At 38.3% G+C, this 13,250-nt stretch carries 7 protein-coding genes; 6 read left to right on the top strand and 1 reads right to left on the bottom strand.

The window, feature by feature from the left end:
• The first annotated feature begins 269 nt into the window (after window positions 1-269).
• The 4 genes from ABF682_RS03575 (at window position 270) to rpoC (ending at window position 11,100) form a co-directional block, all read left to right on the top strand.
• Entirely contained in the window at window positions 270-737 is a 468-nt protein-coding gene (locus ABF682_RS03575) for a CtsR family transcriptional regulator (protein ID WP_289979837.1), read from the top strand.
• A gap of 16 nt (window positions 738-753) precedes the next feature.
• Window positions 754-3,219, top strand: a complete 2,466-nt coding sequence (locus ABF682_RS03580) for an ATP-dependent Clp protease ATP-binding subunit (protein WP_415619032.1) — start codon at window positions 754-756, stop codon at window positions 3,217-3,219.
• A 553-nt stretch (window positions 3,220-3,772) separates the two neighbouring features.
• Window positions 3,773-7,369 carry a DNA-directed RNA polymerase subunit beta gene (locus tag ABF682_RS03585; protein ID WP_289979834.1) on the top strand — a complete coding sequence of 1,199 codons (3,597 nt, stop codon included), beginning with the start codon at window positions 3,773-3,775 and terminating at the stop codon, window positions 7,367-7,369.
• A 62-nt stretch (window positions 7,370-7,431) separates the two neighbouring features.
• On the top strand, window positions 7,432-11,100 hold the full coding sequence (gene rpoC / locus ABF682_RS03590; RefSeq protein WP_289979832.1) for a DNA-directed RNA polymerase subunit beta': 3,669 nt from the start codon (window positions 7,432-7,434) through the stop codon (window positions 11,098-11,100).
• 205 nt (window positions 11,101-11,305) lie between these two features.
• Here rpoC and ABF682_RS03595 read toward each other — a convergent pair whose 3' ends face one another.
• Window positions 11,306-12,007, bottom strand: coding sequence for a prepilin peptidase (locus ABF682_RS03595; protein WP_415619033.1), 702 nt, complete (start codon window positions 12,005-12,007; stop codon window positions 11,306-11,308).
• A 276-nt stretch (window positions 12,008-12,283) separates the two neighbouring features.
• Between ABF682_RS03595 and rpsL the strand changes: the two genes are divergently transcribed.
• Both rpsL and rpsG read left to right on the top strand, forming a co-directional pair.
• Window positions 12,284-12,697: a 30S ribosomal protein S12 gene (rpsL, locus tag ABF682_RS03600; RefSeq protein WP_289979829.1), complete on the top strand. Its 414-nt coding sequence runs from the start codon at window positions 12,284-12,286 to the stop codon at window positions 12,695-12,697.
• A gap of 29 nt (window positions 12,698-12,726) precedes the next feature.
• A complete protein-coding gene (gene rpsG, locus ABF682_RS03605; protein WP_003689451.1) occupies window positions 12,727-13,197 on the top strand; it encodes a 30S ribosomal protein S7 in 471 nt (156 codons plus the stop codon).
• Window positions 13,198-13,250 lie beyond the last annotated feature (53 nt).

A 13,250-nucleotide genomic window follows, 5' to 3' on the forward strand; every position in this document is an offset into this window, starting at 1 on the left:
GTAGAGCACTACGTTCGGGACGTAGGGGTCGCAAGTTCAAATCTTGTTTTCCCGACTTGAGTACACACATATGAAGAAGTTATGGAATTCTACCATAACTTTTTTTGTGTTCTTGAGCTTTTTTTAATATTTAGGTTGATAAAAATTTTTTTTGTGGTTTAATCTGTAACAAAGCTAAAATAACTTGTCTGTATATCGTTAACTTTGCAATTGCAATTTTTTTCCGTATAATAAAAGTCAATATTAGTCAAATTAAAAAGGGTGATTGCATGCAAAGCCAAAATATTTCAGATATTATTGAGAAATACCTCAAAAGTATTCTAGCTGATTCGCAACAAGTTGAAATCAAGCGCTCCGAAATAGCTGAACTTTTCAATTGTGTACCATCGCAGATTAATTATGTTATCAATACCAGATTTACCATTCAAAACGGATATGTTGTAAAAAGCAAGCGTGGTGGAGGGGGTTACATCAGGATTGTTAAAGTGAATTTATTAGATGATTCAGATGTTATAGACGATTTGATTAATATAATCGGGGATGAAATTGATTTTAACAAGGCATTTCAAATCATCCAAAGTGTGTATCAGGAAGGAATGCTTACAAGAAGAGAATCTAACTTGATTATTTCTAGTATTGACAAGCGAACTCTTGCCTTTGAAAATAGACAGATCGAAAAGATAGTTAGAGCAAGGATTTTAATCAGTATATTGAATCGTTTAAGATATGATGACTAGAAAGTGAGGGGTTATAATGGATAATTTATTCACACCAAGCGCGAAAAAAGTTTTAGTTTTGGCACAGGAACAGGCTAAATATTTTCGCCATCAAGCAATTGGAACAGAACATTTATTACTTGCTTTGACCCTCGAAGAACAAGGCATCGCAGCAAAAGTTTTAAAACAATTTATAATTACAGAGACAGATGTTAGAGAAGAAATCGAACGAATTGCTGGATATGGAACGTTGAAAAAGACTGATAAAGTCGGTTATCTTCCATATTCTCCAAGGGCAAAAGAAATATTAGCATTGGCTGGTGACGAGGCCAAACGGACTAATGCACAAAAAATTGGAACGGAGCATCTGTTACTTGCTCTTTTGAGAAATAACGATATTCTTTCTTCGCGTATTTTACAGGCGCTTAATGTTGATACTAGAAGAATGTACCAATCAATAGTGCATAAATTGGGCTTGAGTGAAGCACAAATGAAAAAATATGAAAAGAAATCAACTAAAGCAAATGGGACACCAACCCTTAATTCCTTAGCAAGGGATCTTACGGATTTAGCTCAAAACAAAAAGATTGATCCAGTAATTGGGCGTGAAAAAGAAGTTAAACGATTGGTTCAAGTTTTAAGCCGAAGAACAAAAAACAATCCTGTTCTTCTTGGTGAACCCGGAGTTGGCAAAACAGCGGTTGCGGAAGGGTTAGCAGAAGCAATTATTGCTGGAGATGTACCTGACTCATTGCAGGATAAGCGTGTAATGATGCTTGATATGGGTTCATTGGTAGCAGGCACTAAATATCGTGGAGAATTTGAAGATCGTGTTAAGAAAATAATTGATGAAATATATGCAGATGGCAATGTTATTTTGTTTATTGATGAACTGCATACTTTGATTGGTGCTGGTGGGGCAGAAGGAGCAATTGATGCCTCGAATATCTTAAAACCAGCATTGGCGAGGGGAGAAGTTCAAGTTGTTGGAGCGACTACTCTTGATGAGTTCCAAAAATATATTGAGTCTGATTCTGCACTTGAGCGTCGTTTCGCTAAGGTATTAGTCGAAGAACCCTCAAGTGAGGATACAATTGCAATTCTTAAGGGCTTACGTTCTCGCTATGAAGAACACCATCAAGTTGAAATAACAGATGAGGCTGTTGAGAGTGCTGTACAGTTGAGTGTGCGTTACATCGCAGATCGTTTTTTACCGGATAAGGCAATTGACTTAATGGATGAAGCTGCTGCACGCGTGCGAATCGAAAACAGCAATGGAGTGAATAAAATTGCTGCAAAAAGAAATTTATTGAAGGATTTGGCTGAACAAAAGGTTGTAGCACTAGGTTCAGGGGAATTCGATGAAGCTGCTGAGATTAGAGAAAAGGAATTAAAGATTAAGAAGCAGCTTGACAGGCTAACAAAAGCTAATGCTAATCATACCGGATATTCCTTGAGTGTTGAATCAGAGGATATCGCAAAAATTGTTTCTGAATGGACTGGGGTACCGGTTACTCAGATGCAAAAGAAGGAAACGACCCGTTTGATTGATCTTGAAAAGGTCTTACACAAACGTGTTATTGGACAAAATGAAGCTGTTTCCGCTGTTTCACGTGCCATTAGACGAGCAAGAAGTGGATTGAAGGATCCTAATCGTCCAATTGGTTCGTTTATGTTTCTCGGGCCTACGGGTGTTGGAAAGACGGAGCTGGCTAAGAGTCTTGCAGAAGTAATCTTCGGTTCAGAAGACTCGATGATTCGGATAGATATGAGTGAGTACATGGAGAAGTATGCAACAAGTCGTCTTATCGGATCACCACCCGGATATGTTGGGTATGAAGAAGGTGGACAGTTGACAGAGAAAGTAAGACAACATCCATATTCTGTTATTCTTTTCGATGAAGTTGAAAAAGCGCATCCAGATGTCTTTAATATCTTATTACAAGTTTTAGACGACGGATATCTATCAGATTCAAAGGGTAGAAAAGTTGATTTCAAGAATACGATTATCATAATGACATCTAATCTTGGAGCAACTGCGCTTAGGGATGAAAAAGAAGTTGGGTTTGGCAGTACAGATTCAGCTAGTGATTTTACTAAGATGTCAGCTAAGATTCGCGAAGTTTTGAAGAAAGCATTTAAGCCTGAATTTCTTAATAGGGTTGATGAAACAATCATCTTCCACTCACTTCAAAAAGAAGAACTGCACAAAATTGTTAAACTTATGGCAAATGAATTGTTGAATCGTGTGCGGGAGCAAGATGTTTCGGTTAAGATTACACCAGCCGCCGTTGATGTAATCACGAAAAACGGTTTTGATCCTGAATATGGAGCAAGGCCAATTAGAAGGGCCTTACAAACCGATGTTGAGGATAAATTGAGTGAACTATTGATTACTGGACAAGTTAAGGTCGGAAGCAAAGTAACAATCGGTGCATCTAAAGGCAAGATTAATATTACTGTTACTGAGAACGAGAATAAAAAGGAATTAACAAAACAGTGATGTTCTTAGTATTAAAGTAAGATTTAAAAACTTTTTAAGTCAGTGCCATAAAGTCGAGGAGATTTGGTTATTAACAAAAAATTACGAATATAGTGCGAACTTTGCTGTACGACGTGTTTATTCATAATAAATAGAGAGGGGCTGGGTCAAAAGTTAAATTTTGATTCAGTTCCTCTCTTTATTCCGTATAAACGTGTTTCATAAGTCAAAATTTCGAGTTAGTACTTAAATTTTCCCGACTTTGTACTGCTTTTTTCTTACGTTTAGTAAGCCTTTATATTATACGTTTCTCTGTTGTGGCTTAGGGTGTTGCAGACTCCAATTTTATTCTTGACACAATAAAATTTTATTGGTATCATAAGTAATTGCAAAACTGTGAAATGGGGAGACTGTGATCTATTGTCCATAGAATCCCCCTATAGAAGCAAAAATGGTGTTAATTCGGTATACGATGTGACCTGTTTTTGGTTTTTTTTTGCCAAAAAAATGTTCTTTTAGTAATTTGTAATACAAATGTAATATTTGACTGGCCGTCACAGAAAAATTTTGAGAGGTGAACAACTTGGCAGGACATATAGTAAAATACGGCAAACACCGTACACGTAGAAGTTATGCTCGAATCAAAGAAGTGCTTGACTTACCTAACTTGATTGAGATTCAAAGTGACTCCTATAACTGGTTTTTGGATGAGGGTCTTCGTGAAATGTTTGAAGACATTATGCCAATCGAGGATTTTGCGGGTAACTTGTCGCTTGAATTTGTCGACTATCAGTTACTTGAACCTAAGTACACTGTAGAGGAAGCAAGACAACACGATGCAAACTATTCAGCGCCACTTCATGTAACTCTTAACTTGATTAATCATGAAACAGGCGAAATCAAGGCACAAGATGTCTTCTTTGGCGACTTTCCATTAATGACCGAGCAAGGTACGTTTATTATTAATGGTGCTGAACGTGTAATTGTTTCTCAGTTAGTACGTTCACCAGGAGTGTATTATAATTCAGAGTTAGATAAAAATGGCCGTGAGAATTACGGAACAACGGTAATTCCTAATCGTGGTGCATGGCTAGAATATGAAACAGATGCAAAAAATATTGCATACGTTCGTATTGATCGAACACGTAAGATTCCATTAACTGAATTGGTTCGTGCTCTGGGTTATAGCTCAGATGATGAGATTATTCAAATCCTTGGTAACACTGATAGTTTGCTGTTGACTCTTGAAAAAGATGTTCATAAAAATGCAGACGATTCACGTGTTGTTGAATCATTAAAAGATATTTATGAAAGACTACGCCCAGGAGAACCAAAAACAGCAGATAGTTCACGTAGTTTGTTGACTGCACGCTTTTTTGACCCAAAACGCTATGATTTAGCTCCCGTTGGTCGCTACAAGATTAATAAAAAACTAGATTTAAAAACTAGATTGCTTAATTTAACTCTTGCTGAAACGTTAGCAGATCCTGAGACCGGAGAAATTATTGTCAATAAGGATACTGTGCTTGATAAACATGTTATGGAGAAACTAACACCATATCTTGAAAAAAATGATTTTAAAACAGTTGTTTTTCATCCATCAGATGAAGGGGTTGTTACTGACCCAACAACGCTTCAGATCATTAAGGTTTACTCTCAAAAAGATCCAGAAAAAATTGTAAATATGATTGGCAATGGAAACATTGATTTAAAATTCAAACATATTTTACCTGCTGATATCATTGCTTCAATGAATTACTTCTTTAGTCTGCAAGAAGGAATTGGATTTGTTGATGATATTGATCATCTAGGTAATCGCCGAATTCGTTCGGTTGGTGAGTTATTACAAAATCAATTTAGAATTGGTCTTTCACGTATGGAACGTGTTGTTCGTGAGAGAATGTCAATTCAGGATACATCAACTGTGACACCTCAACAATTAATCAATATTCGTCCAGTAGTTGCTTCTATTAAAGAATTCTTTGGTAGTTCACAGCTTTCACAGTTCATGGACCAGACCAATCCGCTTGGTGAATTAACACATAAGCGTCGTTTGTCTGCCTTAGGGCCTGGTGGATTGACTCGTGATCGTGCGGGATATGAAGTTCGAGATGTTCACTATACTCACTATGGTCGGATGTGCCCAATTGAAACACCTGAAGGACCTAATATTGGTTTGATTAATAGTCTTTCTTCTTATGCTCGGGTAAATCGTTATGGATTTATTGAAACCCCTTATCGTCGTGTCTCGTGGACAACGCATATGGTTACAGATAAAATTGATTATTTGACTGCTGATGAAGAAGATAATTATGTTATTGCACAAGCCAACTCACCATTGAATGAGGATGGTTCATTTGTCGATAATGTTGTTATGGCTCGTAATAAGAGTGAAAATATTGAGATAACTGTTGATAAAGTTGATTACATGGATGTTTCGCCTAAGCAAGTTGTTGCAGTTGCGACAGCATGTATTCCTTTCTTGGAAAATGATGATTCTAACCGTGCTTTGATGGGTGCCAACATGCAGCGCCAGGCTGTGCCTCTACTTGATCCTCATGCTCCACTTGTAGGAACAGGTATTGAATACAAGACTGCACATGATTCAGGGGTAGCTTTAATCAGTAAGAGTGAAGGAACCGTTGAGTATGTGGATGCACGTGAAATTCGTGTTCGTCGTGCTGATGGCTCACTTGATAAGTATAAGTTAATGAAGTTCCGCCGTTCTAATGGTGGTAAGAACTACAACCAAAGACCGATTGTGCGTGTGGGAGACCATGTTGATTATGATGAAGTTTTGGCTGATGGTCCATCGATGGAAAGCGGCGAGTTGGCATTAGGACAAAACCCATTGATCGCCTTTATGACTTGGGATGGCTATAATTTTGAAGATGCAATTGCCATTAATGAACGTTTAGTTAAAGAGGATGTATATACATCTATTCATATTGAAGAACATGAATCAGAAGCTCGTGATACCAAGCTTGGACCTGAAGAAATGACTCGCGAAATTCCGAATGTTGGTGAAGATACACTGCGTGATCTTGATGAATTCGGGATTGTGCGTATTGGTGCCGAGGTTCATGATGGTGATATTTTAGTGGGTAAGGTTACTCCTAAAGGTGTGACGGAATTATCTGCTGAAGAACGTTTACTGCATGCAATTTTCGGAGAAAAAGCGCGTGAAGTTCGTGATACCTCATTGCGTGTTCCTCATGGCGGTGGCGGAATCGTGCAAGATGTAAAAATCTTTACACGTGAAGCAGGGGATGAATTATCACCTGGTGTCAATATGATGGTTCGTGTTTATATTGCACAAAAGCGTAAGATTCAAGTTGGTGACAAGATGGCTGGACGCCATGGCAATAAAGGGACTGTTTCAATTGTTATTCCTGAAGAAGATATGCCATTTATGCCTGATGGTACCCCAATTGATATTATGCTTAGCCCAATGGGTGTACCGTCTCGTATGAATATTGGACAGGTTCTTGAGCTCCATTTAGGAATGGCTGCTCGCAAACTCGGAATTCATGTTGCTTCACCAGTTTTTGATGGTGCTCGCGATAGTGATATTTGGGATTCTTTGAAAGAAGCTGGAATGGCAACTGATGGTAAGACTTTACTCTATGATGGACGGACTGGAGACACATTTGATAATCGGATTGCGGTAGGTGTGATGTATTACATGAAGCTCGCACATATGGTTGATGATAAGATTCATGCCCGTTCAATTGGACCATATTCACTTGTTACCCAGCAACCACTTGGAGGTAAAGCTCAATTTGGTGGTCAGCGCTTTGGTGAAATGGAAGTTTGGGCACTTGAAGCCTACGGAGCCGCTTACACACTACAAGAAATCTTGACTTATAAGTCAGATGATGTTGTAGGTCGTGTTAAGACTTATGAAGCTATTGTTAAGGGTGAACCAATTCCAAAGCCTGGTGTTCCTGAATCATTCCGTGTACTTGTTAAAGAATTACAGTCACTCGGACTTGATATGAAAGTGTTAGATGTCGCTAAAAAAGAAATTGAATTGCGTGATATGGATGACGAAGACGATGAAGTTGTTAATGTTGATGCTTTAAGCAAGGTAGCGAAAGAACAAGCTGAGAAGAAAGAACAAGAAGAAGAAGTCAATGCGGGAAAGACTGAATCTAGAACAGAACACTAGTTGCTATAAATCAGCTAGTCGGCTACTTTAAATCATCCAAATAAGAAAAGGAGGTCGATCTCTTGATCGATGTCAATAAATTCGATAGTATGCAGATTGGTCTGGCTTCTTCGGATAAGGTCCGTAGTTGGTCTTATGGCGAAGTGAAGAAACCAGAAACAATTAACTATCGTACTCTTAAACCAGAAAAAGACGGTTTGTTTGACGAAAGAATTTTTGGACCAACAAAAGATTGGGAATGTGCATGTGGTAAGTATAAACGAATTCGTTATAAGGGAATCGTTTGTGACCGTTGTGGTGTTGAAGTAACACGCTCTAAAGTTCGTCGTGAACGCATGGGACATATCGAACTTGCAGCACCAGTGACACATATCTGGTATTTTAAGGGAATTCCTAGCCGAATGGGCCTAGTACTTGATATGAGTCCGCGTGCACTTGAGGAAGTTATCTACTTTGCCTCATATGTTGTTACGGAACCTGGAAATACACCGCTTGAAAAGAAACAACTTTTGACAGAGCGCGAATTTCGTGAAAAACGTGAACAATATGGTAAAGAATTTAAAGCAGGAATGGGTGCGGAAGCAATTCGTACTTTGTTGCAAGATGTTGAACTTGAAAAAGAATGTGCAGAGCTAAAAGAGGAATTGAAAGAAGCAACTGGGCAAAAGAGAACCCGTGCAGTTCGTCGACTTGATATTCTTGAAGCGTTCTTACAATCAGGCAACAAACCCAGCTGGATGGTAATGGATGCCATTCCAGTTATTCCCCCAGATCTTCGTCCTATGGTGCAGCTTGAGGGTGGACGTTTTGCAACTTCAGACTTGAATGATTTATATCGGCGTGTAATTAACCGTAACAATCGATTGAAACGATTGCTTGATTTGAATGCACCTGGTATTATCGTACAAAATGAAAAACGTATGCTACAAGAGGCTGTTGATGCACTAATTGATAATGGCCGTCGTGGTCGTCCTGTAACTGGACCCGGTAATCGTCCACTGAAGTCATTGTCACATATGCTTAAAGGTAAACAGGGACGTTTCCGCCAGAACTTACTTGGTAAACGTGTTGATTATTCTGGACGTTCTGTTATTGATGTTGGACCTAAGCTCAAAATGAATCAAATGGGAATTCCTCATGAAATGGCGCTTGAATTGTTTAAACCTTTCATGATGAAGGAACTTGTTCAACGTGAGATGGCTTCTAATATCAAGAACGCTAAACGTAAGATTGATCGACGAGATGAAGATATTTGGGATGTGTTGGAAGAAGTTATCAAGGAACATCCTGTTCTTTTAAACCGCGCACCTACACTTCACCGTTTAGGAATTCAGGCTTTTGAACCTACCTTGGTTAATGGGAAAGCGATGCGCTTGCACCCATTAGCTTGTGAGGCTTACAATGCTGATTTTGATGGAGATCAGATGGCTATTCATGTTCCATTATCTGCGGAAGCCCAGGCGGAAGCTCGACTATTGATGCTTGCTGCTCATCATATCTTGGCTCCAAAAGATGGTAAACCAATTGTTACTCCATCACAAGATATGGTTATCGGTAACTATTACATGACAGTTGAAGAGGCTGGACGTGAAGGCGAAGGAATGGTTTTCAAAGATGTTAATGAAGCACGTACAGCATATTTGAATAACTATGTTCATTTACACACACGCATTGGTTTGCAAACAACATCTCTTGCTAAAATAGGCAAACCTTTCAGTGATTGGCAAAAGGGACGGATTATGGTTACAACTGTTGGTAAAGCAATCTTTAATGAGATTCTTCCACCAGAATTTCCATACTTGAATGAACCATCAGAAGAAAATCTTACAGGAATGACACCTGATAAGTTCTTCATCGAACCAGGTGCTGATATTCATCAATACCTTGCTGACCATGAATTAGTTTTACCTTTTAAAGCAGGTTTCTTGAGTGATATTGTTGCCGAAGTTTACAAGAAATTCAAAGTTACTGAGACGTCTAAGCTGCTTGATAGAATGAAGGATGCTGGATATTATGAGTCTACTAAGTCTGGACTGACTGTTGGTATTTCTGATGTTACTGATTTGAAGGAAAAACCAGCTATTATTGATCAGGCGCATAAAGAAGTCTCGAATGTTGCAAAACAATTCCGTCGTGGTTTAATTACTGAAGACGAGCGCTACGAAAGAGTTATTGCAATCTGGAATGATGCAAAAGACCAGATTCAGGAAAAACTTATTCAAAACATGAATCCTAAGAACCCAATTCAAATGATGTCGGATTCTGGTGCACGTGGTAATATTTCCAACTTTACGCAACTTGCTGGGATGCGTGGATTGATGGCCGCACCTAATGGCAAGACAATGGAATTACCAATTATTGCAAACTTCCGTGAAGGTTTATCTGTTATGGAAATGTTTATTTCAACTCATGGTGCTCGTAAAGGTATGACTGATACTGCGCTTAAGACTGCTGATTCTGGTTATCTTACACGTCGTTTGGTTGATGTTGCCCAAGATGTAATTATCCGTGAACAGGATTGTGGAACTGATCGTGGACTTGATGTGACAGCAATTCGTGAAGGTAATGAATTAATTGAACCTTTATACGATCGTATTTTAGGTCGGTATACAATGAAGGAAGTTAAGAATCCGACTAATGGTAAGATTATCGTGCCAGCAAATGTTATGATGAATGAAGATATAGCAAATGAAATCATCAATGCTGGTGTTGAGAGGGTTACAATTCGTTCGGCATTTACATGTAATACTCGTCATGGAGTATGTGAACATTGTTATGGTCGTAATATGGCCACTGGTGATGAAGTTGAAGTTGGTGAAGCAGTCGGAACTGTTGCTGCTCAATCAATCGGTGAACCCGGTACTCAGCTTACGATGCGGACTTTCCATACTGGTGGTGTTGCGGGAGATGATATTACTCAAGGACTCCCTCGTGTTCAGGAAATTTTTGAGGCACGTAATCCTAAAGGACGTGCTGAAATTACTGAGGTTACAGGGGTCATTGAGGCAATTGAAGAAAATCCTGCTGAGCGCACAAAAGAAGTTACAGTCAAGGGTGAAACGGATACAAGAACTTACAGTCTGCCATTCACTTCAGTATTAAAAGTTGCTGAGGGAGATAAGATTCACCGTGGGGATGCATTGACTGTTGGGTCAATCGATCCTAAACAACTTATTCAGGTACGCGATGTATTATCAACTGAAAACTATATTCTAAGAGAAGTCCAGAAAGTTTACCGTATGCAAGGGGTGGAAATCTCAGATAAGCATATTGAAGTTATGTCTCGTCAGATGTTACGCAAAGTTAGAGTGATGGATCCAGGCGATACAGACCTCTTGCCAGGTACATTGATGGATATCTTCGACTTTAAGGATCAGGATTATAAGACCATAATTCAAGGCGGAATTCCTGCTACTGCAAGACCTGTATTACTTGGAATTACGAAAGCTTCTCTTGAAACAAACAGTTTCTTGTCTGCTGCTTCATTCCAGGAAACGACGCGTGTTTTGACGGATGCTGCAATTCGAGGTAAAAATGATCCACTTATTGGTTTGAAAGAAAATGTTATCATAGGTAAGATTATTCCTGCTGGTACAGGGATGCCTGACTACCGCGGAATCAAGCCTAAAGAAGTTGGCACAGTTTCTGAGAATGTCTATTCTATTTCTGATTTAGAGAAGAAGATGAAGGAAGAAGAAGCTGCTGCGCAAGGTTCTACTTCAAGTGATTAAATAAATCTGAAGTAAAAAGGAGAGCGTACCATAGGTCGGTAAAATTTGAGTACTGATACCAAATTACTAATATTGTGTGTGTTTTGCTATGAGTAATTTGGGGTTAGGTGAGAATTTTGATTTATGGAACACGCTTTTCCAAAATTAAAGGTGCCAGGTCAAAAATTAAATTTTGACTTGGCACCTTTTTTGTATATCAGAATGTCTAACATATACTTTCAATGTAGAAAGGATGTACCACAATAATAATGACTAGTGAGAGAGTCTGGAATGGTAAAAATGGAACTTTTTTTAGATGAGTAATCAAAAAAAATAAAATACCAAAGATTGACGCGGTTAGTAATAAATACAAAGTGCATTGATAACCGAGTACAAAATAAGAAGTAGAAGTATAGATTACATCAGCCCAACCGAACATTTTTTTGATTGAGAAATAAATGAGTATGACTAACAATAAAAAGAATTGAAAAAAAGACGAGAATGAAAATTTTAAAAAGATAATACTTAATGCGAAGAATATTGAGAAACCCAGATACAAAATTTTGCTTGAAGCAGCATATAGTTTATAATCTTGCAGTCCAAGGCAGAGGCTCCACATGGCAAAAGAGAATAAAATAAAAAAATAAGAACGTGGATAGTTAGAGTAACAATATACTGCGAGACTTCCACCTAGAAGTTCAATAAAAGTGCTTAAAGGGGGGATTTTTGAGATGCAAAAGCAGCAGTGACCTCTTTGTAAAACAAAACCAAAAATAGGAATCAGCTGCCAAAATTTGAGGGAATGATGGCACTGCTCACAAAAAGAATGTTGGTGTAATTGGGATATATTATTGACATATCTCCAGCTGTAGCACACAACGAAGGAACTTAAAACTGCACCAAAAAGAAAAATTAAGAAGTAGTCCATCTAAATAACCGCCTTTTGTTTATCTAAATGTAATTACGCATTCAAAATAAAAATGGAAAATATTTAAAAAATATTGACAGACACCTAAATGAGATGTTATTATACTCAAGGTGCTTTATGTGAACAGTTTCTCTCGTTGTCGGGACATGCTGACTGTGTTACGTTAGCATACATTGTTTCATCTAGGTCTAGGTTCTTTTTATTTTTTTGCAAAATAATGAACCACCTGGATGTGTGTACTTAAAAGATGTAAATTTAGAAAGGAGGAAGCTTTAGATGCCAACAATTAATCAATTAATTCGTAAAGGTCGTAAATCTAAAGGTTCAAAATCTGATGCCCCAGCTTTAAACTTTGGGTATAACAGTTATAAGAAAGCTCAAACAAATAATCCTGCTCCTCAAAAACGTGGGGTTGCAACTCGTGTTGGTACAATGACACCTAAGAAGCCTAACTCAGCTTTACGTAAGTATGCTCGTGTTCGTTTGTCCAACTTGATTGAAGTAACAGCGTACATTCCAGGTATCGGTCATAACTTACAGGAACATAGTGTTGTTTTGATTCGTGGAGGTCGTGTAAAGGATCTTCCTGGTGTTCGTTACCATATCGTTCGTGGTGCTTTGGATACAGCCGGTGTTACTGACCGTAGACAAAGTCGCTCGAAGTATGGTACTAAGAGACCTAAGAAATAATAATAGATCGGTTTAAGGAGGTTATTTAGATGCCAAGAAAAGGTGCTGTTACAAAGCGCGAAGTATTCCCAGATCCAATTTACAAATCTAAATTGGTTACACGCTTAATTAATCGTTTGATGGTTGATGGAAAGCGTGGGACTGCTTCAAGAATTTTATACGAAGCTTTTGATTCAATTAAAGAAGAAACAGGTAATGAACCATTGGAAGTGTTTGAAGAAGCAATGAAGAATATCATGCCTGTACTTGAAGTTAAGGCTCGCCGTGTGGGGGGTTCTAATTATCAGGTTCCTATTGAAGTTCGTCCAGATCGTCGTACTACATTAGGTTTAAGATGGTTAGTGAACTACTCGCGTTTACGTGGTGAACATACTATGCCAGAACGTTTGGCAAAAGAAATTATTGATGCTGCTAATAATACTGGCGCATCTGTTAAGAAGCGTGAAGATACACATAAAATGGCAGATGCAAACCGTGCATTTGCACATTATCGCTGGTAATTTTGGAAGATGGCTATTATATGATTTCTGTAATCCTATAGTAGTCATTTTTT

The sequence above is a fragment of the Liquorilactobacillus sp. genome (genome assembly GCF_047719775.1).
GTDB lineage: Bacteria > Bacillota > Bacilli > Lactobacillales > Lactobacillaceae > Liquorilactobacillus.